This window comes from Nonomuraea guangzhouensis, assembly GCF_019396345.1.
Taxonomy (GTDB): domain Bacteria; phylum Actinomycetota; class Actinomycetes; order Streptosporangiales; family Streptosporangiaceae; genus Nonomuraea; species Nonomuraea guangzhouensis.
In genome coordinates this window covers 23053-48605 of the sequence record NZ_JAHKRM010000006.1, presented here as the reverse complement: position 1 = coordinate 48605, position 25553 = coordinate 23053, and the positions used below count along the sequence as shown (strand labels likewise).

General features: G+C 69.1%; 26 protein-coding genes and 1 pseudogene. 17 read left to right on the top strand and 10 right to left on the bottom strand.

Annotated features, from left to right (window positions below):
- Positions 1–15 precede the first annotated feature (15 nt).
- Complete coding sequence (locus KME78_RS13090) at positions 16–897, bottom strand: proline dehydrogenase family protein (RefSeq protein WP_219529129.1); 882 nt, start codon at positions 895–897, stop codon at positions 16–18.
- A gap of 92 nt (positions 898–989) precedes the next feature.
- Here KME78_RS13090 and KME78_RS13085 point away from each other — a divergent pair, with 92 nt between their 5' ends.
- The 7 genes from KME78_RS13085 to KME78_RS13055 all read left to right on the top strand — a co-directional run bounded on the left by KME78_RS13085 (position 990) and on the right by KME78_RS13055 (position 9174).
- Positions 990–1448, top strand: coding sequence for a hypothetical protein (locus tag KME78_RS13085; protein WP_246651025.1), 459 nt, complete (start codon positions 990–992; stop codon positions 1446–1448).
- A 167-nt stretch (positions 1449–1615) separates the two neighbouring features.
- A complete protein-coding gene (gene dnaK, locus KME78_RS13080) occupies positions 1616–3487 on the top strand; it encodes a molecular chaperone DnaK (RefSeq protein WP_219529128.1) in 1872 nt (623 codons plus the stop codon).
- Positions 3487–4083 carry a nucleotide exchange factor GrpE gene (gene grpE, locus KME78_RS13075; protein ID WP_219529127.1) on the top strand — a complete coding sequence of 199 codons (597 nt, stop codon included), beginning with the start codon at positions 3487–3489 and terminating at the stop codon, positions 4081–4083. The genes dnaK and grpE overlap by 1 nt, the downstream gene beginning before the upstream one ends.
- 23 nt (positions 4084–4106) lie before the next feature.
- Positions 4107–5288, top strand: a complete 1182-nt coding sequence (gene dnaJ / locus KME78_RS13070; RefSeq protein ID WP_219529126.1) for a molecular chaperone DnaJ — start codon at positions 4107–4109, stop codon at positions 5286–5288.
- Between the two features lie 3 nt (positions 5289–5291).
- Positions 5292–5642, top strand: coding sequence for a heat shock protein transcriptional repressor HspR (locus tag KME78_RS13065; protein ID WP_113703558.1), 351 nt, complete (start codon positions 5292–5294; stop codon positions 5640–5642).
- A 6-nt stretch (positions 5643–5648) separates the two neighbouring features.
- Positions 5649–8219: an ATP-dependent chaperone ClpB gene (gene clpB / locus KME78_RS13060; RefSeq protein ID WP_219529125.1), complete on the top strand. Its 2571-nt coding sequence runs from the start codon at positions 5649–5651 to the stop codon at positions 8217–8219.
- Positions 8220–8487: 268 nt separating this feature from the next.
- Entirely contained in the window at positions 8488–9174 is a 687-nt protein-coding gene (locus KME78_RS13055) for a hypothetical protein (protein WP_219529124.1), read from the top strand.
- Positions 9175–9466: 292 nt separating this feature from the next.
- Here KME78_RS13055 and KME78_RS13050 read toward each other — a convergent pair whose 3' ends face one another.
- Positions 9467–9997: a tetratricopeptide repeat protein gene (locus KME78_RS13050; protein WP_308126929.1), complete on the bottom strand. Its 531-nt coding sequence runs from the start codon at positions 9995–9997 to the stop codon at positions 9467–9469.
- Positions 9998–10167: 170 nt separating this feature from the next.
- Between KME78_RS13050 and KME78_RS13045 the strand changes: the two genes are divergently transcribed.
- Complete coding sequence (locus tag KME78_RS13045) at positions 10168–10518, top strand: hypothetical protein (protein WP_219529123.1); 351 nt, start codon at positions 10168–10170, stop codon at positions 10516–10518.
- 2 nt (positions 10519–10520) lie between these two features.
- Here KME78_RS13045 and KME78_RS13040 read toward each other — a convergent pair whose 3' ends face one another.
- From KME78_RS13040 to KME78_RS13025, 4 genes are all read right to left on the bottom strand, one after another.
- On the bottom strand, positions 10521–11162 hold the full coding sequence (locus KME78_RS13040; RefSeq protein WP_219529509.1) for a TetR/AcrR family transcriptional regulator: 642 nt from the start codon (positions 11160–11162) through the stop codon (positions 10521–10523).
- 43 nt (positions 11163–11205) lie between these two features.
- Positions 11206–13014 carry an SDR family oxidoreductase gene (locus KME78_RS13035; RefSeq protein ID WP_219529122.1) on the bottom strand — a complete coding sequence of 603 codons (1809 nt, stop codon included), beginning with the start codon at positions 13012–13014 and terminating at the stop codon, positions 11206–11208.
- Positions 13015–13055: 41 nt separating this feature from the next.
- Entirely contained in the window at positions 13056–14159 is a 1104-nt protein-coding gene (locus KME78_RS13030) for a CapA family protein (protein ID WP_219529121.1), read from the bottom strand.
- Between the two features lie 70 nt (positions 14160–14229).
- Positions 14230–15063, bottom strand: coding sequence for a helix-turn-helix transcriptional regulator (locus KME78_RS13025; RefSeq protein WP_219529120.1), 834 nt, complete (start codon positions 15061–15063; stop codon positions 14230–14232).
- A gap of 107 nt (positions 15064–15170) precedes the next feature.
- Here KME78_RS13025 and KME78_RS13020 point away from each other — a divergent pair, with 107 nt between their 5' ends.
- Positions 15171–16580, top strand: coding sequence for an MFS transporter (locus tag KME78_RS13020; protein ID WP_219529119.1), 1410 nt, complete (start codon positions 15171–15173; stop codon positions 16578–16580).
- A 73-nt stretch (positions 16581–16653) separates the two neighbouring features.
- A pseudogene (locus tag KME78_RS13015) lies at positions 16654–16848 on the top strand (catalase-related domain-containing protein); the annotation flags it as partial.
- Positions 16849–17084: 236 nt separating this feature from the next.
- Here KME78_RS13015 and KME78_RS13010 read toward each other — a convergent pair.
- Both KME78_RS13010 and KME78_RS13005 read right to left on the bottom strand, forming a co-directional pair.
- Entirely contained in the window at positions 17085–17312 is a 228-nt protein-coding gene (locus tag KME78_RS13010; RefSeq protein ID WP_219529118.1) for a DUF397 domain-containing protein, read from the bottom strand.
- A gap of 55 nt (positions 17313–17367) precedes the next feature.
- Complete coding sequence (locus KME78_RS13005; RefSeq protein ID WP_219529117.1) at positions 17368–18231, bottom strand: helix-turn-helix domain-containing protein; 864 nt, start codon at positions 18229–18231, stop codon at positions 17368–17370.
- A gap of 282 nt (positions 18232–18513) precedes the next feature.
- Here KME78_RS13005 and KME78_RS13000 point away from each other — a divergent pair, with 282 nt between their 5' ends.
- From KME78_RS13000 to KME78_RS12970, 7 genes are all read left to right on the top strand, one after another.
- Entirely contained in the window at positions 18514–18735 is a 222-nt protein-coding gene (locus KME78_RS13000; protein ID WP_219529116.1) for a hypothetical protein, read from the top strand.
- 172 nt (positions 18736–18907) lie between these two features.
- Positions 18908–19123 (top strand): hypothetical protein, encoded by a 216-nt coding sequence (locus KME78_RS12995; RefSeq protein ID WP_219529115.1) that lies wholly within the window; start codon positions 18908–18910, stop codon positions 19121–19123.
- A gap of 1 nt (position 19124) precedes the next feature.
- On the top strand, positions 19125–19766 hold the full coding sequence (locus tag KME78_RS12990) for a hypothetical protein (RefSeq protein ID WP_219529114.1): 642 nt from the start codon (positions 19125–19127) through the stop codon (positions 19764–19766).
- Between the two features lie 142 nt (positions 19767–19908).
- Positions 19909–22098: a molybdopterin-dependent oxidoreductase gene (locus KME78_RS12985; RefSeq protein WP_219529113.1), complete on the top strand. Its 2190-nt coding sequence runs from the start codon at positions 19909–19911 to the stop codon at positions 22096–22098.
- Position 22099: 1 nt separating this feature from the next.
- Positions 22100–22711, top strand: coding sequence for an HD domain-containing protein (locus KME78_RS12980; RefSeq protein WP_219529112.1), 612 nt, complete (start codon positions 22100–22102; stop codon positions 22709–22711).
- Positions 22712–22774: 63 nt separating this feature from the next.
- Positions 22775–23653 (top strand): Rieske (2Fe-2S) protein, encoded by an 879-nt coding sequence (locus KME78_RS12975; protein ID WP_246651023.1) that lies wholly within the window; start codon positions 22775–22777, stop codon positions 23651–23653.
- Positions 23654–23681: 28 nt separating this feature from the next.
- Positions 23682–24521 carry an NAD(P)H-binding protein gene (locus tag KME78_RS12970; protein WP_219529111.1) on the top strand — a complete coding sequence of 280 codons (840 nt, stop codon included), beginning with the start codon at positions 23682–23684 and terminating at the stop codon, positions 24519–24521.
- Positions 24522–24539: 18 nt separating this feature from the next.
- Here KME78_RS12970 and KME78_RS12965 read toward each other — a convergent pair whose 3' ends face one another.
- Together KME78_RS12965 and KME78_RS12960 are read right to left on the bottom strand one after the other, a co-directional pair.
- On the bottom strand, positions 24540–24758 hold the full coding sequence (locus tag KME78_RS12965; RefSeq protein WP_219529110.1) for a DUF8836 family protein: 219 nt from the start codon (positions 24756–24758) through the stop codon (positions 24540–24542).
- A 30-nt stretch (positions 24759–24788) separates the two neighbouring features.
- A complete protein-coding gene (locus KME78_RS12960) occupies positions 24789–25544 on the bottom strand; it encodes a sulfite exporter TauE/SafE family protein (RefSeq protein ID WP_219529109.1) in 756 nt (251 codons plus the stop codon).
- Positions 25545–25553: the final 9 nt, after the last annotated feature.

Genomic DNA, 25553 nt, shown 5'->3' with positions numbered 1-25553 from the left:
CGGTAGCCTACCTAGCTAGTGCCTGCTCACCAGCGACCGGGCGAAGAAGGCCAGGTTGCGCGGGCGCTCGGCGAGGCGGCGCATGAGGTAGGCGTACCAGTCGGTGCCGTAGGGCACGTAGACGCGCACCTGGGCGCCGAGCCCGGCCAGGCGGGCCTGCTCGGCGGGCCGGACTCCGTACAGCATCTGATACTCGAAGCCCGTCGCGTCCCGCCCGGTCAGTACGGCCAGCGCCGAGGCGATCTCCACCAGCCGGGGGTCGTGCGTGGCGACCATGGGATAGCCGGTGCCGTTCATCAGCACCTTGAGGCAGCGCACGAACGAGCGGTCGATGTCGGCCGGTGCGGTATAGGCGCCGGGCGCGGTGTAGGCGCCCTTGCACAGCCGCACTCTGGCCCCTTCGAGCCGCTCGCAGCGCTCGCGGGCGTCCGGAAGGTACGCCTGCACCACGACGCCCACGTCAGGATGCTCCTTGCGCAGCGTGGCGTGCACGGAGTGGAGCGCGAGGATCGTGTCGTGCTCCTCGGCGTCGAGGGTGATCGTCACGCCCTTGGCCGCGGCGGCCTCGCAGATGGTGGCCGCGTTGTCGAGCGCGAGCTGCTCGGAGAGCCGCAGTCCCAGCGCGGTCAGCTTGATCGACACGTCGGCGTCCCGGGGCAGCCGGCCGAGCAGCGCGAGGTGGTCCTGGACCGAGCGCTCGGCCTGCGCCCGGTCGGTGACGTCCTCGCCCAGGTGGTCGACGGTGACCAGCAGCCCGTCGCGGGTCAGCCGGGCGATGACCGCGTCGACGTCGTCGGCGACATAGCGCCTGACCACGTCCCTGGTCAGCGGCGATGTGGTGACGACCCGCTCGGCGAGGTCGCTCCTGGAGACGGCCAACAGGGCCTGACGCAGCACGTGTTCAACCCTAACTTCACCGGCGGGATTTCCGCCGGATCCCGGTGACTGAACCTCCGAGGCGTCCCATTCGTCCAAGAAGTATGCGCACAATGACAGCGACTCTTCTGGCCGGATGTCTGGTGCTTGCGACGAGCTGCGGGGCCCCGGCGCCTGCCAAGCAGGCCCCCGCTTCTGCCCCCCAGGCGCCGGTCACCACCGACCCCGTGGCGAGCGGCCCCGTGGCGACGACTCCCACGAAGTCCCCGAAACCGGTCAAGCCCACGGGCGACACGATCAACACGCACAAGGTCCGCTGGACCAAGGCGCAGCCGACGTCCCACGGCCGCAAGCTCAAGCTGACCTGGTGGTCGGGCGTGGCCCCGTGCAGCGTCCTGGACCGGGTCAAGGTCAAGGAGACGGGCAAGCGCGTCACGGTCACGCTCTACGAGGGCACCGCCCCGAAGGCCAAGGACGTCGCCTGCATCATGATCGCGGTGGAGAAGACCACGACGGTCAAGCTCAAGTCGCCACTCGGCAAGCGCAAGGTCGTGGACGGCGCCAAGTCCTGAACCCCCTATGAGACCTCCGGCACATGTGTCGGAGGTCTCGTCTTGCAGGGGGGAGTGCGGGTGCTCGGGGCGGGGTTGAGTCGAGTAGGCTCAAGCTGTTTGACAAACACCGCGGGCATTCGTACGTTGAGTCCGACCGACTCAACTTTAACTACAGGGACGTACTCATGGCACGTGCGGTAGGTATCGACCTTGGGACGACCAACTCCGTCGTCTCGATCCTCGAGGGCGGTGAGCCCACCGTCATCGCCAACGCGCAGGGCTCGCGGACCACGCCGTCCGTGGTCGCCTTCGCGAAGAACGGCGAAGTCCTGGTCGGCGAGGTCGCCAAGCGACAGGCCGTCACCAACGTGGACCGGACCATCCGCTCCGTCAAGCGCGAGATGGGCACCAACTGGTCCCAGGAGATCGACGGCAAGAAGTTCTCCCCCCAGCAGATCAGCGCCTTCGTCCTGCAGAAGCTGAAGCAGGACGCGGAGGCCTACCTGGGCGAGAAGATCACCGACGCGGTGGTCACCGTCCCGGCCTACTTCAACGACGCGCAGCGCCAGGCCACCAAGGAGGCCGGCACGGTCGCGGGCCTCAACGTGCTCCGCATCATCAACGAGCCGACCGCGGCGGCGCTCGCGTACGGGCTCGACAAGGAGCAGGACCAGACGATCCTGGTCTTCGACCTCGGCGGCGGCACCTTCGACGTGTCCCTGCTCGACGTCGGCCAGGAGGACGGCCACGGCTTCGTCGAGGTCAAGGCGACCTCCGGCGACAACCACCTCGGTGGTGACGACTGGGACCAGCGGGTCGTCGACGAGCTGGCCAACCGGTTCAAGAACGCTCACGGCGTCGACCTGTCCAAGGACAAGATGGCCCTCCAGCGCCTGCGTGAGGCGGCGGAGAAGGCCAAGATCGAGCTGTCCAGCCAGGCCGAGACCAACATCAACCTGCCCTACATCACCGCTTCGTCCGAGGGCCCGCTGCACCTCGACGAGAAGCTGACCAGGGCCGAGTTCCAGCGGCTGACCGCCGACCTGCTCGAGCGGACCAAGGGCCCGTTCCACCAGGTCATCAAGGACGCCGGCATCAAGATCTCCGACATCGCCCACGTGGTGCTCGTCGGCGGCTCGACCCGCATGCCCGCCGTCTCCGAGCTCGTCAAGGAGCTGACCGGCGGCAAGGAGCCCAACAAGGGCGTCAACCCGGACGAGGTCGTCGCCATCGGCGCCGCCCTGCAGGCCGGTGTGCTCAAGGGTGAGGTCAAGGACGTCCTGCTGCTCGACGTGACCCCGCTGTCGCTGGGCATCGAGACCAAGGGCGGGATCTTCACCAAGATCATCGAGCGCAACACGACGATCCCGACCAAGCGCTCCGAGGTCTTCACCACGGCCGAGGACAACCAGCCGTCGGTGCAGATCCAGGTCTACCAGGGCGAGCGCGAGATCGCCTCGTACAACAAGAAGCTGGCCACCTTCGAGCTGACCGGCATCGCCCCGGCGCCGCGCGGCATCCCGCAGATCGAGGTCACCTTCGACATCGACGCCAACGGCATCGTCAACGTCTCCGCCAAGGACCTGGGCACGGGCAAGGAGCAGACGATGACGATCACCGGCGGCTCCGCGCTGCCGAAGGACGACATCGAGCGGATGATGCGCGAGGCCGAGTCCTACGCCGAGGAGGACAAGAAGCGCCGCGAGGAGGCCGAGGTCCGCAACAACGCGGACGGGCTCGCCTACCAGACGGAGAAGTTCCTCCGCGAGAACGACGACAAGGTCCCCGGCGAGATCAAGACCGAGGTCAACGACGCGCTCGGCGAGCTGAAGAAGGCTCTTGAGGGCACCGACACCGACGTCATCCGCAACTCGGCCGAGAAGCTCGCGACCGTCAGCCAGAAGATGGGCTCGGCGATCTACGCTCAGAGCCAGGGCCAGCAGGCCGACGGCGAAGGCGCCCCGCAGGACGCCGCGGCCGGCGAGCAGCAGAAGGCCGACGAGGACGTGGTCGAGGCCGAGATCGTCGACGAAGACCAGCCGAAGAAGGACAAGTGATGCCGACGCGTGACAACGGGCACGACGAGCCGGTGATCCGCGACAACCGTAAGATCGACCCGGAGACGGGCCAGGCGCGCGAACGTCCGCAGGACCAGGAGACCCCCGTTCCCCCCGCCCCCACCGAGGTGGCGGCGCAGGACGGGGACCTGCTGGCCCAGCTCTCCGAGCGGACGTCCGACCTGCAGCGTCTCCAGGCGGAGTACACCAACTACCGCAGGCGGGTCGAGCGTGACCGGGTCGCGGTTCGCGAGCAGGCCGTCGCGAGCGCCCTCCAGGAGCTCCTGCCCGTGCTCGACGACATCGGGCGGGCACGTGATCACGGCGAGCTCACCGGTGGCTTCGCGAAGGTGGCAGAGTCACTGGAAGCGGCGGTCACCAAGCTCGGCCTCAACTCCTTCGGGCAGAAGGGCGACCCGTTCGACCCGACCGTTCACGAGGCGCTGATGCACAGCTACTCGCCGGACGTCACCGAGCCGACCGCGGTCGAGGTGCTACAGCCCGGTTACCGGATGGGTGACCGGGTGCTCCGCCCGGCGCGGGTGGCCGTGGCGGAGCCAGAAGACGCCCCTCCGGCGTCCGACGACGACAACTGACGAAGCAGAACGAAGGGCGATAGATGAGCACCAAGGACTACCTGGAGAAGGACTACTACGCCGTCCTTGGTGTGCCCAAGTCAGCCACGGCCGAAGAGATCAAGAAGGCCTACCGCAAGCTGGCCCGGCAGTACCACCCCGACACCAACCAGGGCGACGTGGCCAAGGAGACCAAGTTCAAGGAGATCTCCGAGGCCAACGACGTCCTGTCCGACAGCAAGCGCCGCAAGGAATATGACGAGGCGCGCGCGCTGTTCGGGTCGGGGGTGGGCGGCCAGCGTCCCGGCAGTGGCGGCTTCCCGTTCGACTTCGGCGACCTGTTCGGTGGCACCGCCAGCCAGCAGCAGCAGGGCCACGGTGCGGGTGAGCGGCTCGGCGACCTGTTCGGCGGGCTGTTCAACCGCGGCGGCGGCTCGGCCCGTACGACCAGCACCACCAGGCCGCGGCGTGGCCAGGACATCGAGTCCGAGGTCACGCTCACGTTCACCGAAGCGGTCGAGGGCTCCACGGTCTCGCTCCGGCTGACCAGCTCGGCCGCCTGCACGGCGTGCAGCGGCACCGGGGCCAAGGCCGGCACCACCCCGCGGGTCTGCCCGACCTGCGAGGGCACCGGTGCGGCCAGCCGCAACCTGGGCAACTTCGCCTTCTCCGAGCCCTGCCGCGACTGCAAGGGCCGTGGCCTGCTCGTGGACGACCCCTGCCCCGTGTGCGAGGGCAGCGGCCGGGCCAAGAGCACCCGCAACATCCAGGCGCGCATCCCCGCGGGGGTGGCCGACGGCCAGCGGGTCAAGCTCAAGGCCAAGGGCGCCCCGGGCGAGAACGGCGGCCCGGCCGGCGACCTCTACATCCTCGCGCACGTCAAACCGCATGCCGTGTTCGGCAGGGCGGGCGACAACCTGACGATCACCGTGCCGGTGACGTTCTCGGAGGCCGCGCTCGGCGCCGAGATCAAGGTGCCGATACTCAAGGGCCTGCCGGTCACGCTGCGCATCCCGACGGGCACCCCCAACGGCCGGACGTTCCGGATCCGCGGCAGGGGCGTCGCCCACAAGGACGGCACCAAGGGCGACCTGCTCGCCACGGTCGAGGTGGTCGTCCCCAAGACGCTGGACGACAAGTCCCGCGAGCTCCTCACGGAGTTCAACACCGCGACCGCGGGCGACGACCCGCGAGCTGATCTCATACAGAGAGCCAGAAGCGAGTAGCCGATGGACGCCAACTATTTCGACCTGTCAGACGAAACACCGGTCTATGTGATCTCGGTAGCCGCGCAACTGTCGGGTCTCCACCCGCAGACGCTGCGGCAGTACGACCGGCTCGGACTGGTGTGTCCAGGCCGTACGGCGGGGCGCGGCCGCCTCTACTCCACCCGCGACATCATCCAGCTCCGCGAGGTCCAGCGGCTCTCCCAGGAAGAGGGCATCAACCTCGCGGGCATCAAGCGGATTCTCGAGCTCGAGAACGAGGCTCTGCGGCTGCGTGAGGAGGTTCACCGCCTGCGCGCCGAGATGCAGATGGTCAGGGCGCTGATCCGCTACGAGCTGCCACCGGGGGCCTAGAAACACATGGACTACAAGCTCACCCAGAAGAGCCAGGAAGCTCTCTCCGGGGCCATGCGGCGTGCCGCCGCGGAGGGCAATCCGGAGATCGCGCCCGCGCACCTGCTGACCACCCTGCTCGCCCAGACGGGCGGCACCGCCATTCCGCTGCTCGAAGCCGTCGGCGCCGACTGGAAGACGCTGCGCGCCAAGGCCGAGGAGCAGCTCGCCGCGCTGCCGAAGGCGCAGGGCTCCACCGTGAGCGCGCCGTCGAGCTCCCGCCAGCTGCTGACCGTGATCAACACCGCCGCGCAGCGGGCCAAGCGGCTCGAGGACGAGTACGTCTCCACCGAGCACCTGCTCGTCGGCCTGGCCACCGACGGCGGCCAGATGGCCGAGCTGCTGAAGTCCCAGGGGGCCACCCCGCAGGCGCTGCTCGACGCCTTCGAGAAGGTACGCGGCCACGCCCGCGTCACCAGTGAGACGCCCGAGGACACCTACCAGGCGCTGGAGAAGTACGGCGTCGACCTGACCGAGCGGGCCCGCAGCGGCAAGCTCGACCCGGTCATCGGCCGCGACTCCGAGATCCGCCGGGTCGTGCAGGTCCTGTCCCGGCGCACCAAGAACAACCCCGTGCTGATCGGCGAGCCCGGCGTCGGCAAGACGGCCGTCGTCGAGGGCCTGGCCCAGCGCATCGTGGCCGGCGACGTGCCCGAGTCGCTGCGCAACAAGCGGCTGATCTCGCTCGACCTGGGCGCGATGGTCGCGGGCGCGAAGTACCGCGGCGAGTTCGAGGAGCGGCTCAAGGCCGTGCTCTCCGAGATCAAGGAGAGCGACGGGCAGATCATCACGTTCATCGACGAACTGCACACGGTCGTCGGGGCGGGCGCCGCCGAGGGCGCGATGGACGCGGGCAACATGCTCAAGCCCATGCTGGCCCGCGGCGAACTCCGCATGATCGGCGCCACGACCCTCGACGAATACCGCGAGCGCATCGAGAAGGACCCCGCGCTGGAGCGCCGCTTCCAGCAGGTCTACGTCGGCGAGCCCACGGTCGAGGACACGATCGCGATCCTGCGCGGGCTCAAGGGCCGCTACGAGGCCCACCACCAGGTCCAGATCGCCGACAGCGCGCTGGTCGCCGCCGCCGCGCTCTCCGACCGCTACATCACCAACCGCTTCCTGCCCGACAAGGCCATCGACCTGGTCGACGAGTCCGCCTCCCGGCTACGCATGGAGATCGACTCGCGGCCCGTCGAGATCGACCAGCTCCAGCGCAACGTCGACCGGATGAAGATGGAGGAGCTGGCCCTGTCCAAGGAGACCGACGAGGCCTCCATCCAGCGGCTCGAACGCCTCCGCAAGGAGCTGGCCGACCGCCAGGAGGAGCTCAACGCCCTCGTCGGCCGCTGGGAGACCGAGAAGGCCGGCCTGAACAAGGTCGGCGAGCTCAAGAAGCAGCTCGACGAGGCCAGGAGCAGCGCCGAGCGGGCGCAGCGCGACGGCGACTTCGAGGCCGCCTCCCGGCTCATGTACGCCGAGGTGCCGCGCCTGGAGCAGGCCCTGCGGGCCGCCTCCGAGGCCGCCACCCCCGACAACGCCATGGTCAAGGAGGAGGTCGGCCCCGACGACATCGCCGAGGTCATCTCGTCCTGGACGGGCATCCCGGCGGGCCGCCTGCTGGAGGCTGAGACGGCCAAACTGCTGCGGATGGAGGAGGAGCTGGGGCGGCGCCTCATCGGGCAGCAGCAGGCCGTACAGGCCGTCTCCGATGCCGTACGGCGGAGCCGGGCCGGGATCTCCGACCCCGACCGGCCCACGGGCTCGTTCCTGTTCCTCGGCCCGACGGGTGTCGGCAAGACCGAGCTGGCCAAGGCGCTGGCGGAGTTCCTGTTCGACGACGAGCGGGCGATGACCCGCATCGACATGAGCGAATACTCCGAGAAGCACAGCGTCGCCCGGCTCGTCGGCGCCCCTCCCGGCTACGTCGGCTACGAGGAGGGCGGCCAGCTCACCGAGGCCGTCAGGCGGCGGCCCTACACGGTCGTGCTGCTCGACGAGGTGGAGAAGGCCCACCCCGAGGTCTTCGACATCCTGCTGCAGGTGCTCGACGACGGCCGGCTGACCGACGGCCAGGGCCGGACCGTCGACTTCCGCAACACGATCCTGATCCTCACCTCCAACATCGGCTCGCAGTTCCTGGTCGACCCCAAACTGGCCAACGGCGCCAAGCGCGAGGCCGTCATGGGCGCGGTGCGCAACGCGTTCAAGCCGGAGTTCCTCAACCGGCTCGACGACGTGATCCTGTTCGACGCGCTCGGCTCGGAAGAGCTGACGCGCATCGTCGACCTCCAGGTCGAGCGCCTGGCCCAGCGACTGGCCGACCGCCGGCTCACGCTGGAGGTCACCGACGCGGCCCGTGAATGGCTGGCGCTCACCGGCTACGACCCGATGTACGGGGCGCGCCCGCTGCGCCGCCTGGTGCAGTCGGCTATCGGCGACAAGCTGGCCAAGTCCGTGCTGTCGGGTGAGGTCGTGGACGGTGACCGCGTCCTGGTGGACCTCGGCGACGACGAGCTCACCATCGCCCGCGGCTGACCCCGCGCTCGCACGACGCCCGGAAACCGGCTGGTTTCCGGGCGTCGGCGTTTCCGGGCGCCAGCGCTTCCGGGCGCCAGCGCTTCCGGGCGCCAGCGCTTCACGGCACCGGCGCTTCACGGCACCGGCGCTTCACGGCACGGTCAACGGCGGCCCTTCGTCGTCAAGCGTTGCGCCACCCTTCCGGCAAGCCGGCCCGCGGCGGAGGCGGTCGTGGCTAGCTTCGGCCTTCTTCGCATCACCGAAAGCCGAAGCAGGAGGACGTGCAGTGTCATCTCGGAAGTTCCGCCTCGCGGTGGCCACGCTGACCGTGGCAGTGAGCTGGACGGCGGCGGGTCCCGCAGCCGCCCGCAGCTCCTTCGATGCCTCGGATGGCTGCACCGGGCCGTCTGCGGAGGTGACGTCGTCCGCGTCCACGGTCCGTGTCTGCGACGACAGCACGGATCTCGTGGTGCTGGACGGGTCGCAGGGCGGCTCGGCCGGCGACCGCCTGTCCATGGCCGCGATGCGGCTGGCCGACCGGCTCGGCGTGGCCGGTCTGGCGACGGGCCGTTCGGTGATGAACATCGCCGACCAGGGCGGGATGGCCGCCACCACGGGCGCCTCGACGCTCCCCGGCGGCATCCCCGGCACGGCGGGCCTGGCGGACGTGTCGAGGCTGGCGGAGGCACCCGACCTCCCCATGCCGCGGCACCTGCCACACACCGGCAACCTGGCCGACGACGCGACCGCGGCCGGCTCACGCATAGTGGGCACCGTGGCCGAGTCTCCCGTCGGCCCGCTCCAGTCCGGCAGCCCGCTCCAGTCCGGCGGCCCGCTCCGGCCTGTCGACGCGCTCCCGCCCGTCGATCAGGTGAAGCGCGAGACCGTCGACCCCGTACTGCCGGAGGTGCCCGATCGCGCCCCCGCCATCGACGGCGTCAACGGACTGATCCAGAGACTGGCCCTGGACTGACGCCTCGCGCGCCCACGCCCTGCCCACCGCACAGCTCACGCCATTCACCCACGGAACGGCTCGCGCGACCCGCCCGAGTGAGCGGATCGCGCCACCCATCCACGGGCCGTCGCCACCACCCACGGGTTGCGCCACCCGCCCAGCAGGGCGCGCCACCTCAGAGTTACGCCACCCGCCCAGCGGGGGCAGACCGCGCAACCCACCTGCGGATCACGCCATGCGCCCAGCAGGACAGACCGCGCCGCCCTCCTACGGGCGGGCGGATCGCGTCATCTGCCCACGGCGTCCCTCGTCAGGAAACCAGGGCGTCCAGGTCGTCCTCCGGCAGGCCGAGGTCCACCCTGATGCGGTAGCGGGTGCGCAGCAGGGCCACCTGCTCGGGGTCGTTCTCGTCGCAGGCCAGCACCGCCTGGGTCGCCCACTCGTGCCCCGCCCTCAGGTCACCGTAGGCGACCAGGGTCTCGGCGATCGTGTGAGCGGTCGCCGTGGTGGCACGGCCTTCCGCACGGATGGTCTCGATGACCTCCCTTGCCTCGTCCGGTCTGTCGAGCTCGAAGAGCGTGTCGGCTATGCCGGCTCGCGGGTCGATGCTCGACTCGCCACCGTCTTCCATCGCGCGCTGGAAGCACTCCATCGCACGTGCGGGTTGTCCCGCCGCTCGCCATTCCTCAGCGGCCAGGACCAGGATGGATGCCCTGGAAACGTCGCCCGACGAATAGCCGAGCGCGACGTCGTACAGCCGCTTGGCCAGCGAACCGTGGTCGTCGGCCAGCAGTGCCTGCTCTAGCAGGCGATCAAGGTGCTCACGGGTCACATGCGCCACACCGCGAGACTACCGAGCCGCTTGCGGTTTTGCCCGGTCAATGCACATCGCGGATCTCGCACGGGTTCGGCAACGTAGCGTTAAAGTATGACTACAGTCAGCGTGTCTGTGCTGGTCGGAGGGGATATAACCGTCGCGCTCGTCCGCTAGTGGAGGGAGTCGCGATGGGCATGTCCAAGCAGATGACCTTCGTCTTGGTCTGCGTCATCGTGCTGTCGGCCGTGATTCCCGGGGCGGTCGGCTACCTTTCGGCCCGCCTGGAGGCCATCGAATCGGCTGAGCGAAACCTCCACGCGCTGGAGGCCAGACTGCACACCAGGATGGCGAGGGAGGCGCGTGACGCACGGCCGGTGACGTTCCCGGCACCGTGCGTGCCGGGCACCGCCCCGTCGCGGCCCCAGCTACGCCAGCCACCCCCCGCCGCGCTCGTCCCGGAATCCAACGACCAGGCACAGCGCCAGCACGGCTCGACTCCCGCCTGGCTCCCGGAACTCCTCAAGGAGCTACACGAAAACGAGTAGCCTCACGGGGACCAGGACTTGAGCTGGCGGGACAGGAAGCCGCGGATCAGCTGCTTGGCCGCCTCGATGATCTCCGGTGACCCGTCGGGATCGCGGCGGAAGGCCAGCTTCAGCACCGCGTCGCCCGCCTCGACGGCGACCAGCACGGCCAGGTCGAGCTCCTGGCTGTCGGCCAGCCCGAACTCCTTCAGCAGCAGCCCGCGCAGCCGTCCGGCGATCACCATGTTGTTGTCGGAGTCGGAGTCGAGCAGGTTGAGGTCGACCACGTCGCCGAAGCGCAGGTTCCTGAACCCGGGCACGGTCCGATGCATGTCGACGAACTCGTCGATGATCGCGTCGACCGCCTCCCACCAGCCGCGATAGTCCTCTTCGAGGAACCTGCGGCCGACCCGGGAGACGAACTGCTCGACGTTGCGCCTGGTCAGCTCCTGCGTGATGGCCCGCTTGTCGGGAAAGAACTGGTAGACCGACCCGATCGCGACGCCGGCTCGCTCGGCGATGCGGGTGGTGGAGAGACCCTCGTAGCCCATCTCGTCGAGCAGCTCGGCGCACGCGTCGAGCATCCGCTCGACGCGGCGGGCACTGCGGCGCTGCGTCGGCCGTCGCCGGAGCGATTTGGGCGGCGCGCAGCCGTCTTCAATCATCGGGGAGGACACGAGCTCCATCTTCCCCCCAAGTGCACGATCGTTACCTGGCGAATGGCGGAATTCCTGTGACGCCGGTCACTCGGGCCAGCCGCCGCAGTGTTCCCGGCGAGATTCTCGACAGCGCGTAGCCGATCTTCCCTTCCGCGTTGACCGGCACGACGGCCTGGTCACGGTGTACGGCCCGCAGGATGTGGGCGGCGACGCGCTCGGGCGGGTAGCCGCGGCGGGCGAGCCGCTGTTCGGCCGTCTCCCTGATGTCCGGCCCGACGTACGTGGCGTTGCGCGCGATGGGCGTGGACACGAAACCAGGACATATCACGGTGACCCCGATGCCCTGCGCGGCGACTTCCGCTCTGAGGCAGTCGCTCAGCATCTTCACGGCCGCCTTCGAGGTGGAATAGGCGGGCAGCAGCCGCGACGGTACGAACGCGGCCAGCGAGGCGATGTTGACGATATGGCCGCCTTCCCCCCGCTCGACCATCTGAGCGGCGAACAGGCGGCAGCCGTGGATGACGCCCCACAGGTTGACGTCGAGGGTCCGGCGCCAGTCGTCGACCGAGTGGTCGAGGAACGGCCCGCTGACCGCAATCCCGGCATTGTTCACCACAATGGCCGGCACTCCATACTCAGCGCGGATATTTCCGGCGAAGTCTTCCATCTGGGTGGTGTCGGCGACATCGACCCGTACGGCGTGGGCCGTACCACCGAGGTCCTTGGCGATGCCGTCGGCCGTGCGCGTCGCCGCTTCGAGATCGAGGTCCGCGCAGACGACCTCGGCCCCGTGCGCCGCGAAGGCGCGTGCGGTGGCCCGCCCGATGCCGCTGCCCGCGCCGGTGATCACCACCAGTTGCCCGTGGAAGGCCTTCTGTCCCTCCTCGACGCGTGCTCCGCGCAGGCTTCTGGTGGGCGCGCCGCCGTCGGTGTGGGTGGCGAACTCGGCGATCATCCTGGCGATGACCTCGGGATGACTGCGCTGCGCCCAGTGACCGGCCGCGATCTTGCGGTGCCAGAACCTCGGCACCCACTGCCCGAGGGAGGCCAGCAACGCCGGGGTGACGAACGGGTCCCGCGTCGGCTCGATGAGCTGGACCGGCACGGCGACGGTCGGCCCGTCACCACGGCCGACGCCGTCGTCACGGGGCCGGTCGGACGCGTCACTCGCGGACCGGTCGGACGCGTCACTCGCGGACCGGTCGGACGCGTCACCGGCAGGCCGGTCGGCCATGTTGGCGCGGTAGAGCCGCAGACCGTTGCGGGCGTCACTGACCAGCGTGTCGGCGGGATGGCCCGGTCTGGGCTCGATGCCCTCGTTCAAGCGCATCGTCCGTTCCAGGACCCGCGGCATGAACGTGCTCCAAGCCACCTCGGGCAGCACCGGAAGCTGGAAGACGCCGATGTACCAGGATCTGGCCCGCTGTGCCAGCACGTCGCGCCGCCGGCCGTACCTCATGAAGTGGCGCCACTGCGCGAGACCCGGACCGCCGAAGCTGGTGAAGGAGGCCACCCGGTCGCGGAGGCCGGGCCGGCTCACGGCGTCCCAGCCCTGCAGCGAACCCCAGTCGTGCCCCACCAGATGGACCCGCGGCTTGCCGATCGCGTCGAGCACCGCCGTCAGGTCGGCCGCGAGCCGGTCGAGGGCGTAGTCGCGGGTGTGGCGCGGGGCCGTCGAGGAGCCCGCGCCGCGTACGTCGTAGCGGACCACGTGGAAGCGGTCGCGCAGCCGCTCGGCGACCTCGTCCCAGACCCGGTGCGTGTCCGGGTAGCCGTGGACGAGCAGGATCGTGGGGTCGCCGGGGTCGCCTTCCTCGAAGACCGCCAGCCGTACGTCATCGGACTCGACCCAGCGCATCGCGACCTCCTATTGGACAGATTGTCCAATGATAACCGTCGTCAAGGGCGGGCGGCCAGACCCGTACAGGACCGCAGGGCCCTCCAGTCGGCCACCGCCTGTGTCTTGGCCGTGCCCGTCATGGGGATCGGTACTCCCCCCTGGATCGTGGCCGGGGTCCACTGGTCCTTGAGCACCTTGCGGCCCTTGATGGTGAGGGTCAGCACGCCGGTCTTGCCGGTGGTGCCGGGCTTGGAGTTGTAGAAGACGAAGTTGCCCAAGCCGTAGCTGATGTACCCGTTGCCGATGTACCCGGCGCCGAGCAGGATGTGCGCATGCCCGCCGACCACCACGTCGGCGCCCGCCTTGACCAGCTTCGGGCCGAGCGCCAGCTGCGCCGGATTGGGGCACTTCTGCATCTCGGTGCCCCAGTGCAGGTGCACGATGACGGTGTCGGAGTTCTTGCGCGCCTGCCGTACGGCCTGGAGCAGGCGATCCTCGTCCTTGGCCGACGCGAGCCCGCCCTTGTTGGGCGTCGCCGTCCACGCCTGGATGAACTCGGCGTCGAGCACCTGCGTGGCGCCGATGATGGAGACCCGGTTGCCGTTGACGGTCTTCCTGAAGGGTTTGTAGGCCTGCGTGGCGTTCGCCCCGATGCCCACGATCGGGAACTTGCTCTGCTTGATCGCCGCCAGCGAGTCGGCGAGCCCGGTCTCCATGTAGTCCATGCCGTGGTTGTTGGCCATCGACGCCACGTCGACCCCAGCGGCCTTCAGCGCGGCGAACGCCGTGGCGGGCGCCCTGAAGGTGTAATCCTTGCCGGGCGCGGGCGTACCGCCGGTCGTGATCGCCGTCTCCAGGTTGACCATCGCGAGGTCGGCCTTGCTCAGCACCTGCGCGATCGGCCCGAGCGCCGTGCGCGGCGCGGCGAGCCTGTTGCGCAGGCCACCCTCGAAGTGCACGTCCCCACCGAACGAGATCGTGTACGGCCGCCGGGCCGGGGTCTCGGAGACCGTCGTCTCCTTCGCCTTGCCCGTTGCCTCCTTCGGCTTCTCCGCCGCCTGTTCGGTCTTCGGCGGCTGCTCCGGCTCGGCCGCCGTGCATGCGGCGACGGCGGCCAGTGTGACGACGAGAGGCGCGGAGAACAGGGGGCGGGGGAGTCTCATGTGCGGTCGCTTCCGCTCGATCCTGACTATCAGCCATCGAGCATGGCATGAGCGGATGAACCACAGTGATTCAGGGGCGCTGACCTTCGGTCATAAGACGAGTCATGACATCGAGGCACCCCTCGTCCAGCGGCGTGTAGACGATCATGCGGGTCTCCGGCGCCGACGAGAGGTTGAAACTCGTCGTCCTGAAGCTGATCCGGCCCATCTGCCGGTGCTCGTACGTCTTCACCCGCGGCCCGGGCTCGGCCACGTCCTGCCGGGCCCAGAGCCGGGCGAACTCGGCGCTCTCGGCGGCGAGCCGCCGGGCGAAGTCCTGCCAGCACGGGTCGTCGGAGTGGCGGCTGTAGGCACCCCTGAAAACGGCGACGGCGCGGGCCAACTCCTGGTCGCGATCGACGAGCATGGTCGTCCACGACGCGCTGACGAACGTCTGCCAGAGCGAGTTGCGCTCGCATTCCGCCGCGCCCACGATCTCGGGGAAGATCGTCGCGTAGGCGGAGTTCCAGGCCAGCACGTCGTAGCGGCTGTTCGTGATGTTCGCCGGCATCGCGCCGAGCTGGTCGAGTATGGCCTGCATCTCCGGCGTCACCGGCGTGGAGCCGTCGAGGATGGGCGTGCCCGACTGGCCCGCGAGCCGGTAGAGGTGCTGCCGCTCGGCGGTGTCGAGCTGGAGCGTGCGCGAGATCGCGTCGAGCACCTGACTGCTGGCGTTGATCGGCCGCCCCTGCTCCAGCCACGTGTACCAGGTGACGCCCACCCCGGCGAGCTGGGCGACCTCCTCGCGACGCAGGCCGGGCGTGCGCCTGCGGGGCCCCGGCGCCAGATCGACCATCTCGGGGGTGATCCGCTCGCGCCGGGTGCGGAGGAATGCCGACAGGTCGGAGCGCCTTGCTTCTGTCACGGTCACTCCTCAACTATGGGAGAGCGGGCGTCAGCCATCCAGGTAGCATTAATACCAGTATAAAGGGGCTCTCGTTACTGGTACTGGATTGGCGCCACACTTAACCTATGACCCAATCTGCTCCCCTTGCTCCCCCTGCGCCGGTTCACCAGCCGGAGAAGAGCAAGGCCAGCGGGCTGCTCCTGGCGGTCATCCTCGTGGGGCAGTTCCTGGCCATCCTGAACGTCAACATCGTCAACGTGGCCACCCCGACCATCGAGGCCGATCTGCACTCATCCGGTGCCGGGCTGCAGATGATCGTCGCCGGCTACACCATTGTCTACGCCGTCCTGTTGATCACTGGTGCCAGGCTCGGCGACCTGTTCGGCTATCGCCGGGCCTTTCTCATCGGGCTCGCCTTGTTCACCCTCACCACGCTGGGGGCGGGGCTCGCGCCCACGACCGGCACGCTGGTCGCCGCCCGGCTGGCCCAGGGCGCCGGGGCCGCGCTGATGATGCCCCAGGTCATGACGCTGATCCAGCACAACTACCAGGGCGCGGCCAGGGGCCGGGCGCTGGGCTTGTGGTCGGCGGTGGTGAGCGGCGGCATCGTGGTCGGCCAGGCGCTCGGCGGGATTCTGCTCGGGCTCGGCGCCGGCTGGCGGATCGTCTTCCTCGTCCTGGTGCCGATCGGCGTCCTGCTGTTGATCGCGGGCCTGCGCGTGCTCCCCGCCGACCAGGGCAGCGGCCAGGGCGGGCTCGACCCGTGGGGTCTGGTGAGCCTGTCGGCCGCCGTGTTGCTGTTCGTGGTCCCGCTCGTGCTCGGCAGGGATCTCGGCTGGCCGTTGTGGGGCTGGGCCTCCATGGCGCTGAGCGTGGTGCTCTTCGTGGTGTTCGTCCGGGTTGAGCGCTGGGTGACGAACCGCGGCGGGCGCCCGCTGGTGAACGCGCGCGTGCTGCGCGCCCCCGGCATGCGGCCGGGGCTCGCCGTGCTGCTCCTCGGGCCTGCCACCTGGGGCGCGTTCCTGTTCACCTCGGCGCTGCACCTGCAGGGCGACCTGAAGCTGTCGCCGCTGGCCTCGGGCATGATGCTGGTGCCGTGCGCGCTGGCGTTCGCACTCGTGGGGCTCGCCTGGCCGCTGCTGCCGGCCCGCCGCCAGCGCTCGTTCGTGCCCTTCGGTTACGTCGTGGCCGCACCCGCCTACGTGGGTCTCGGGCTCGCCGCCGGAGGCGGTGTGGCGTACGCGGCCATGAGCGCGCTCATCGGCGCCGGGCTCGGCGTGCAGGTCGCGGTGACCAACCTGGCCACCACCCACGTCGACGACGTCTACGCCGCGGACGCGAGCGGGGCGCTCCTCACCGTGATGCAGCTCGGCCAGGTGATCGGCGTCTCGACGGTGGGCACGCTGTTCATCTCCCTGAGCCAGGGCGGCGGCACCGGGTCCGCCTCGATGGTGACCGCCGTGGCGCTCGCGGCGCTGGCCGTGCTGGCCGGGTTGAGCTCGATCTTCCTGGTACGGCGCGGCGGCGTGAGCTGAAGCTTGCAGCATTCCTTTAGTTGAATCGTTCAGGTTTAGTGCATAGCGCGTCCGGAAGCACGCCGAGGACGACGACTATGTCCAGCCGCGCGCCCTCTGGGAGAACGTGCTGTCCGAGACGGACCGCGAGCACCTGGTGAGCAACATCGTCGGCCACGCCTCGGCCCCCGAGGTCACCTCGGACATGAAGCAGCGGGTCGTGGAGTATTGGAGCAACATCCACAAGGACCTCGGTCAGGGCGTCGCCCGCGGCCTCAACCTGGCCTGACACCGAGCACTGAAACTGCCCGCGTCCCTCATGGGGGCGCGGGCAGCTTCACATTGAGCCTGTTGGGGGGCGGTCCAAATGGAGCCTGATTCTCTGCGTCGAACAGGCGAGTCGTTAGTTGATCTCCAACGCACTTCAGGCCAAGATATGTGGATCTTCGGTTCTCGCGAAAGATGACGAGCTGGAGTCGCGGCGGCCCTGATGGTGTTGTGTCAGCAACCTGCCAGGGCCGTTATTCATGACGCGGTAGCGGCAAGCGAGGTCAGGTCGAACTCGCCGTCACGAACCCCGGCCGTGAAGGCGGCCCACTCACTCGGCGTGAAGACCAGGACAGGACCGTCCTGCTCCTTGCCGTCTCGCAAGGCGACGTTTCCGTCGGCAAGCGGCGCGACTTCGACGCAGCTGCTAGCACCGTTGCAGAAGCTGCTCTTCTGCCAGGTCGCTGCCACGGGATCGATGTACATTTTCTCCCCAAACGGGCGAAAGGGGCACCGTTGCCCCTTGTTGTGATCTTTGGCGCTAGCCTCGCCACATCATCGCCTTGCGCTGGATGAGCACACGTGACTCGTCCTCGTCCAGCGCCTGGGACTTGATGTAGTCGAAGGCTTCCTCATATCCAGCCACTCGTTCGAGATCATCGACGAAGTGAGCAGTGTAGAGCTGCTCCAGATATACAACATCGTCGAATTCCGCGAACTTCAGATGGATGAAAGCCCCCGTGTTGACGGGGTGCAGCGCATCCATCACCAGCACTTGCACGCTGACGTGCGGCAGCAGCGACATCTCCAGGAGATGCTCCATCTGCTCCCGCATGACCGAGGGCTCACCGAATCGGCGCATCAGAGCCGGCTCATCGAGCACGAAGCACAGCTGGGACGGCTGCGGACGGTGCAAAACCCGCTGCTGCCGATCCATGCGCGCCTCGACCCGGCTCCGGACACCGCTGTGCGTGATGCGCGAGATGCCGCGGACGGAGAGGACGACCTCCCGTGCATAGTCCTCAGTCTGGAGGAGACCAGGCACGATCTGGGGTTCCCAGTTGCGCTGGAATGTCGCCTCCGCCTCCAACCCGAGGAATCTTGTGTATTCCTCAGGTAGGGCGTCTTCGTAATCTTCCCACCACCCACGCTGATCCGCATCCCTCAGCAGGGCGAAGAGTTCGTCACGTTTACCACTGTCGATCTTGTAGAGCTCTGCCAGTGCCTTGATGTCCTCGGCGCTTGGCACAGTCTTGGCCGCTTCGATCCGGCTGATCTTGCTGGCGCTCCAGCCCAGATCCTTGGCCGCCCTGGCCCCCGTCAGCTTCTTTCGTTCGCGTAGGAGACGGAGCTCCTGACCGAGTCTGAGCCTGCGAACAGTCGGACTGCCCTGCTGCGATGGCACCGTCCACTCTCCTCGTCGGGAATGAAGGTGTAACGGGAAAGGCCGTTTGGCCGTTCGGTCAATCTTACACTGCAACTTGCACGAGCATTGCCGATGAGGCTTGCCATAAGGGTTTCACGTAGTGAGCGCAAGGTGCAAGAGGGGCTCGACCAGGGGCGGCAGGCAGATGGCGGGTCCCCCTCGTGCGCTCTGGTCCCAGGGGCACGTGATAGGTGGCGTGCAAGTTGCATCAACAGATGCACCACAAACTTCAAGCAAGGACCAAGAAAACAAAATCTTCTCTTGCTGAATGTATTGCACCAGGCCGGTCTGGGAGAGACGATCGAGCCCTGGAAGGTTGCCGACGGATGGGAGGCCGAGATGACCACACGGCCGAACACACCGGGCCTACCGCTTCTGATCGCTGGCGGCCACGCGGGCCGCACCACCGGCAACGTCGCCGTCCCGGATCTGAATCTCTGCCCCAGGGAGGCCGCTTGCCGGAAGGACCGCGCATTCATCTGATCGACCGCCACGAATGTCGCTCATTCGAGCACGGAGCACCACAGAAAAGCCGAATCCAGGCTGACCACCTCATTGCCGCTCAAAAGGGCTGCCACCCTGCGGCGACACCGGTCATCAGCCTGCGATCCGGCGCAAGAACCCACCTCGAGTAATGCCGCGAAAGAGGTGTTCTATGTACTCACAAGGTACCAAGGGACTCAGCCGAATCAAGACCCGGATCCAGGAACTCATCGCTTGGGCGGATCGAGAGATCTGCATGGAGCCGGACGAGTTCGCGTACCGGCGCGGCTGGACCGTCGCCAAGGCCGGATTCGGGGCACGTCGCTACCGCGACCCCCGGTTCGACCAGCTCAAGGTTCCCTCCCGCATCGCCGAGGAGGTGTCCTGAGATGTCGAGGAACCCACGTAACCAGATCTACCCGGCCAACGAGGACCTGCCGGCCGCCGGTTCCGGACTGCTCGCCAGGCTGTGGCGGATCCGCACCGAGCTGCTGCTGATCGGGGCGCTCACCCTGTTCGTGCTGACGCTGCTGGGCGCCACCCAGCAGGGCCGGTGGTGGCCGTTCATCATGCTGACCAGCGCGGTCTCCGTGCCGGCGGTGACCAGGACCGGCCGCAACTGGGTGGCGGCGCACTTCTGGTGCGTGGCAACCCGGCACCGGCTGCAGAAGACCTGCCTGGAGACCACGATGCACACCCGGGCGGGTCGGATCCCGCTGGTGTTGTGGATCACCCCCACCCGCACGGGTGAGAAGGCCCTCGTCATGACCAGGGCGGGCATCTCCGCCGCGGAGTTCGAGGCTTACGCCGAGGAGATCGCGGCGGCTTGCTGGGCCAGGAGCGCCAACGTCTACCGGCACCGCAAATGGGCGCACCTGCTGATCGTTGAGGTCGTCCGGCGTGACGAGCTGCCCGGCGCGGCCTCCCCCGGGCTCGCCCGGCTCTACGGCCATGCCTGGGTCGCCTTGCGCAGCGATCTTGAGGAGCCCCCTGATCTGGCCAGGCCGTACGCGCTTCCGCAGGTCGGCTGACGGCCCGCCGATGACCTGGGGAGCGCCTCGGGCCTGAGGTGCTCTCCAGTGCAAGCCCCGGAGACCGCGGGGGCTCCGGGGCTTCCCCATGCGTGCCGTACGGGCCAAGATGAGTTCAACTGACGAACTCAGGAGCCGAGAGATGACGTCGACCGTCCACCGCACCTGCCCCCTGTGCGAAGCCGTCTGCGGCCTGACACTCACCCTCGACGAGGGCGGCCACGTGACGAGCGTGCGGGGCGACAAGGAAGACCCGTTCAGCAAGGGCTTCATCTGCCCCAAGGGCGCCAGTCTGGGCCGCCTGGACGAGGACCCCGACCGGCTGCGCAAGCCGCTGATCAGGGAGGGCGAGCTCTGGCGCGAGGTCGGCTGGGACGAGGCGTTCGCCGCCGTCAAGCAGGGCCTCGATCAGGTCACGGAGCGGCACGGCCGCCAGTCGGTCGGCGTCTATCTCGGCAACCCGAACGTGCACAACATGGCGGGCCAGCTCTACGGCACGCCGCTGCTCAAGTCCCTCGGCACCCGCAACATCTTCTCGGCCAGCACCGCCGACCAGATGCCCAAGCACGTGGCCAGCGGGCTGATGTTCGGCCATCCGCTCGCCGTCCCGGTGCCGGACCTCGACCGCACCGACTACCTGCTCATGCTGGGCGCCAACCCGCTGGAGTCCAACGGCTCGCTGTGCACCGCGCCCGACTTCCCGGGCCGGCTCAAGGCGCTGCGCGCTCGCGGCGGCCGGCTGGTGGTGGTCGATCCGCGCCGCACCAGGACCGCCGGACTGGCCGACGAGCACGTGTTCGTCCGGCCGGGCACCGACGCCTACCTGCTCTTCGGGATCGCGCACACGCTCTTCGCCGAGGACCTGACCACGGTGGCGCACGAGGTCAACGGCCTGGACGAGGTACGCGAGGCGGCCAAGCACTTCCCGCCCGACGTGGTCTCCCGCCGCACGGGCGTGCCCGCCGAGGTGATCGTCCGGCTGGCCAGGGAGCTGGCGGCGGCCAGGACGGCGGCCGTCTATGCCAGGATCGGCACCTGTACGGCCGAGTTCGGCACGCTGGCCCAGTGGCTGGTGGACGTGCTCAACGTGCTCACCGGCAACCTCGACCGGCCCGGCGGCGCCATGTTCGCCAAACCCGCCACCGAGTTCGGCCTGGCCCGCAGGCCGTACACACTGGGCCGGTGGAAGAGCCGCGTCAGGGGCCTGCCCGAGGCGAACGGCGAGCTGCCGGTCGCCACGCTCGCCGACGAGATCGAGACGCCCGGCGACGGGCAGATCCGGTTCCTGGTCACCGTGGCGGGCAATCCGGTGCTCTCGGCGCCGCACGGCGCCCGGCTCGACGCGGCCTTCGGGCGGCTCGACTTCATGGTCAGCGTCGACCCGTACCTGAACGAGACCACCAAGCACGCGAACGTCATCCTGCCGCCGCCGCGGGCGCTCCAGTCGGGGCACTACGACTTCGCCCTGCTCAATTTCGCGGTACGCAACTACACCCGATACTCGCGCCCGCTGCTGCCGCTGGACGGGCAGCCGTCGGAGGCGCAGATCCTGGCCAGGCTCACCATGATCGCCTCCGGGCTGGACGGCGATCTCGACGAGTTCGTCATCGACCAGATGCTGCGCAAGGCCGTCGACCTGCCGGGCTCCGGGGTGGAGGGGCGGGACGTGGCCGAGCTGCGGGCCGCGCTCGACGGCGATTCGGGGGCCGAGCTCCGGCTCGACCTGATGCTCAAGCTGGGCCCGTACGGCGAGTGGGCGGGCAAGGGCGACCTGTCGCTGCGCAAGCTGCTCGACAACCCGCACGGACTGGATCTCGGGCCGCTGGAGCCCCGGCTGGCCGAGGTGCTCAGGACCGCTTCCGGGGTGATCGAGCTCGCGCCGCCGCAGCTCATCGAGGACGTCGAGCGGCTGCGCGCCGGGCTGGAGCAGGAGCCGCCGGAGATCGTCCTGATCGGGCGGCGCCATCTGCGCTCCAACAACAGCTGGCTGCACAACGTGGGTTCGCTGGTCGGCGGCAGCAACACCTGCACGCTCCAGATCAACCCGGCCGACGTGGCCCGGCTCGGACTGGACGGCGAGGCCCTGATCCGCTCGGCCAAGGGCGAGCTCAGGGTGCCGCTCGAACCCACCGACACGATCATGCCGGGCGTGGTCAGCCTGCCCCATGGCTGGGGACACGGGGGCAGCGCTCAGACGGTCGCCGCCGAGCACGCGGGTGTCAGCGCGAACGAGCTGACCGATGAGTCGGCGATCGACGTTCCGTCAGGTAATGCCGTGTTCAATGGGGTTCCCGTGACAATTCTGCCAACCAGTGTGATCACCGCACATTAGGGTGTCGCGCGTGACTATCGCACCAGAAGAGGACCGCCTGACCGCCCAGATCGCCTTCGCCGTCGAGATCGACAAGTTAAAGCGGATCATCCGCCGCAACCATCTCATGGACGGCTCACGGCGAGAGAACGACGCAGAGCACTCCTGGTACGTAGGCATGCTGGCCATGGTCCTGGGCGAACACGCGCCACCGGGGACCGACATCCAGCGGGTGGTGTCGATGCTGCTCGTGCACGACCTGGTCGAGATCGACGCCGGTGACACGTTCGTCTACGACACGGCCGCGGTGGCCGCCCAGCCCGACACGGAGCGGGCCGCCGCCGACCGCATCTTCGCGCTGCTCCCGGGCGAGCAGGGGGCGGGGATGCGGGCGCTCTGGGATGAGTTCGAGGCTCGGGAGACGCGGGAGGCGAGGTTCGCCAGGGCGCTCGACCGTTTCGCGCCGATCCTGGCCAACCACCACACCGAGGGCGGCACCTGGTCGCTGTTCAAGGTGACGGCCGCGCAGGTCAAGGAGAAGGTGCGGCTCATCGAGGACGGCTCGCCGTCGCTCGGGGCGTACGCGCTGGAGCTGGTCGAGCTCTCCATCGCCAGGGGGCACCTGTCCGAGTGATGCCCTCATGCCCGGGGTAGGGGACTTGTCGTGAAAGAGATAGTGCGAGCTAACCGGCGGTATTTGCGGCGTTTCGCGGGGCCGGTCGATCTGGCCGACCGGCTTGAGCGGTCCAAGGCCATGGACCGGCCGATCCGGGTGCTGGCCAAGGCCGTACGCGACCGGATCCGGCCGGGACGGCTGCGCGACTGGCTGCACGGCGTGCCCACGGGCAAACCGCTGCATCCGCCGCTCGCGACCTTCAGCCTGGGCTGCTGGATGTCCACCGCGGTGCTCGACTGGACCGACGCCGACCCCCGGGCCGCGCGGCTGCTGCTGGCCACGGGCCTCGGCAGCGCGTTGCCGACCGCGGCCGCCGGCCTGACCGACTGGTCGTCGCTCCACCGCGAGCAGCAGCGCGTCGGGTTCGTACACATGCTGGCCAACGTGACCGCGCTCGGGCTCCTCTCCGCCTCGCTGCTGGCCCGGCTGCGCGGGGACGAACGCGCCGGCAAGGTGCTGACCGTAGCCGGGCTCAGCGCCGGCAGCCTCGGCGCCTACCTGGGCGGGCATCTGGCCTACCGGCAGGCGGCGGGCGCCAACCACGCGCCCCAGGTCACCCATCTCGTGCCGCTGGGCTGGCACGACCTGTGCCTGGTCAACGACCTGCCCAAGGGCCGTCCCGTGTCGCGGCGACTCGGCTACATTCAACTGTTCGTGCTGCGGCACGCCGAGGGCGTCACCGTGCTCGCCGACCGGTGCTCACACCTCGCGGGCCCACTCCACCAGGGTCGGCTCGTCGTGGAGAACGGCGAGACGTGCGTGGTCTGCCCCTGGCACGGCAGCACGTTCCGGCTGGCCGACGGCTCCGTCAAGCATGGTCCCGCGACCGCGCCCGCGCCCACCTTCGAGACCCGGATCCGGAGCGACGGCACGATCCAGGTACGGCCGAGCTTGACCTGAACATTGGTTTAAGTTCTACGGTCCGACCATGAGCACAATTCTGGTGACCGGAGCGACCGGCAACGTAGGTAAGCACGTCGTCTCCCAACTGGCCGGGGCGGGCCTCCCGGTCCGCGCCCTGGTCCGCGACCCCGGCCGGGCGCAGCTGCCCGAAGGCGTCGAGGCGGTCAAGGGCGATCTGACCGTCCCCGAGACCCTGGAACCGGCGCTGAAGGACGTCGAGTCCGTCTTCCTGATCTGGCCCGGCTTCGCGGCCGAGACCGCCGCACCCGTGGTGAAGGCCATCGCCGCCCACGCGCGCCGCGTCGTCTACCTGTCGGCCGACGTCGAGGATCTGGCCGACGGGGAGGAGGCGACGCTGTTCCATCAGGAGGTGGAACGGCTGATCCGGCATACCCGGATGAGCTGGACGTTCCTGCGGCCCGGCGGATTCGCGGCCAACACACTCGGTTGGGCCGACCAGATCCGGCAGGGCGTGGTGCACTGGCCGTACGGGGAGGCGCGCCGGGCGCTGATCCACGAGAAGGACATCGCGGCCGTGGCCGTGCACGTGCTCACCTCGGCCGGGCACGGCGGGGCCAGGTACGCCCTCAGCGGGCCCGATCAGCTGTCACAGGCCGAGCAGGCGCGGATCATCGGCGAGGTGGTCGGACGCGAGGTGCGGTGGGCGGAGCTGCCACTGGCGGCCGCCCGCGAGCAGTTGCTGGCCGCGTGGGGCGACGCGCGGTTCGTCGACGGCGCGCTCGCGGGCTGGGGAGCGTTCGTGGACACGCCGGAGCGGATCACGGACACGGTGCCGAAGCTGCTCGGCCGGCCCGCGCTGACGTTCCGCGAGTGGGCCGCCGACCACGTGGCCGACTTCAGCTGACGGTCCACGCGCGCCGGTTCAGCTTTCGTCGGCGGGGTGTTCCACCAGGGCCAGGATGCGGCTGGACATGAATCGCGCGGTGCGTACCGCCGTGCCGCTCCTGGTCACCTCACTGACCTCGACCACCCCGCGCCCGGTGGCCACCTCGACGCGGCGACCCGCGCGGGTGGCGATGATCTCGTAGGTGCGCGGGGAGCCGCCCGCATCGATGACGATCTCGACCCGATCACCCTTCATGTACGGATTTATACCCAGAATGCCGGGTATTTATCCGTACACTAGTTTGATAATCGCCACGATTCCCACGCACACGATGATCCCCCGCAGCACCGGAGCCGGGATGCGACGCCCGAACGTGCCCCCGATGAACCCACCCACCGTGGCACCCACCGCCACCGCCAGCACCGCCCACCAGTCCACGTGCGCGATGAGGATGAACAGCACGGCCGCGGTCCCGTTGACGATCAGCGCCAGGACGTTCTTGGCCGCGTTCACCCGCTGCAGGGGTTCGGTCAGGAAGCTGCCGAGCAGCCCGATCAGCAGCACGCCCTGCGCCGCGCCGAAGTAGCCGCCGTAGATCCCCGCCCCCAGCACGCCCAGCCAGAGCACCACGCCGCCGTGGGGATCGGCCTCCTCGCGCCGGGCCGACAGCCACCCGCTGAGCTTGGGCTGCACCACGACCAGCACGCAGGACAGCCCGATCAGCACCGGGACCACGACCTTGAAGACACTCGGGTCGAGGAACAGCAGCAGGATCCCGCCGATCAGCGATCCGATCGCCGAGGCGGGCCCGAGGCGCAGCAGCCGTTCGCGCTGCCCGGTCAGCTCTGCGCGGTAGCCGTACGCGCCGGTGAAGGAGCCGGGAACCAGGCCGATGTTGTTCGAGACGTTCGCCACAACCGGGTCGATGCCGACTGCCACGAGTGCGGGAAAGGTGACCAGCGAGCCCGATCCGACCACCGCGTTGATGGCTCCGGCCGCGATCCCGGCCGCGAACACCGCGACGGCCTCCCAAATTGTCACCCGACAGAG

Coding starts and splice junctions, on each gene's coding strand:
- KME78_RS13085 (WP_246651025.1), top strand. CDS start 990: ATGACAGCGACTCTTCTGGCCGGATGTCTGGTGCTTGCGACGAGCTGC.
- dnaK (WP_219529128.1), top strand. CDS start 1,616: ATGGCACGTGCGGTAGGTATCGACCTTGGGACGACCAACTCCGTCGTC.
- grpE (WP_219529127.1), top strand. CDS start 3,487: ATGCCGACGCGTGACAACGGGCACGACGAGCCGGTGATCCGCGACAAC.
- dnaJ (WP_219529126.1), top strand. CDS start 4,107: ATGAGCACCAAGGACTACCTGGAGAAGGACTACTACGCCGTCCTTGGT.
- KME78_RS13065 (WP_113703558.1), top strand. CDS start 5,292: ATGGACGCCAACTATTTCGACCTGTCAGACGAAACACCGGTCTATGTG.
- clpB (WP_219529125.1), top strand. CDS start 5,649: ATGGACTACAAGCTCACCCAGAAGAGCCAGGAAGCTCTCTCCGGGGCC.
- KME78_RS13045 (WP_219529123.1), top strand. CDS start 10,168: ATGTCCAAGCAGATGACCTTCGTCTTGGTCTGCGTCATCGTGCTGTCG.
- KME78_RS13040 (WP_219529509.1), bottom strand. CDS start 11,162: ATGATTGAAGACGGCTGCGCGCCGCCCAAATCGCTCCGGCGACGGCCG.
- KME78_RS13035 (WP_219529122.1), bottom strand. CDS start 13,014: ATGCGCTGGGTCGAGTCCGATGACGTACGGCTGGCGGTCTTCGAGGAA.
- KME78_RS13030 (WP_219529121.1), bottom strand. CDS start 14,159: ATGAGACTCCCCCGCCCCCTGTTCTCCGCGCCTCTCGTCGTCACACTG.
- KME78_RS13020 (WP_219529119.1), top strand. CDS start 15,171: ATGACCCAATCTGCTCCCCTTGCTCCCCCTGCGCCGGTTCACCAGCCG.
- KME78_RS13010 (WP_219529118.1), bottom strand. CDS start 17,312: ATGTACATCGATCCCGTGGCAGCGACCTGGCAGAAGAGCAGCTTCTGC.
- KME78_RS12995 (WP_219529115.1), top strand. CDS start 18,908: ATGTACTCACAAGGTACCAAGGGACTCAGCCGAATCAAGACCCGGATC.
- KME78_RS12990 (WP_219529114.1), top strand. CDS start 19,125: ATGTCGAGGAACCCACGTAACCAGATCTACCCGGCCAACGAGGACCTG.
- KME78_RS12985 (WP_219529113.1), top strand. CDS start 19,909: ATGACGTCGACCGTCCACCGCACCTGCCCCCTGTGCGAAGCCGTCTGC.
- KME78_RS12970 (WP_219529111.1), top strand. CDS start 23,682: ATGAGCACAATTCTGGTGACCGGAGCGACCGGCAACGTAGGTAAGCAC.
- KME78_RS12965 (WP_219529110.1), bottom strand. CDS start 24,758: ATGAAGGGTGATCGGGTCGAGATCGTCATCGATGCGGGCGGCTCCCCG.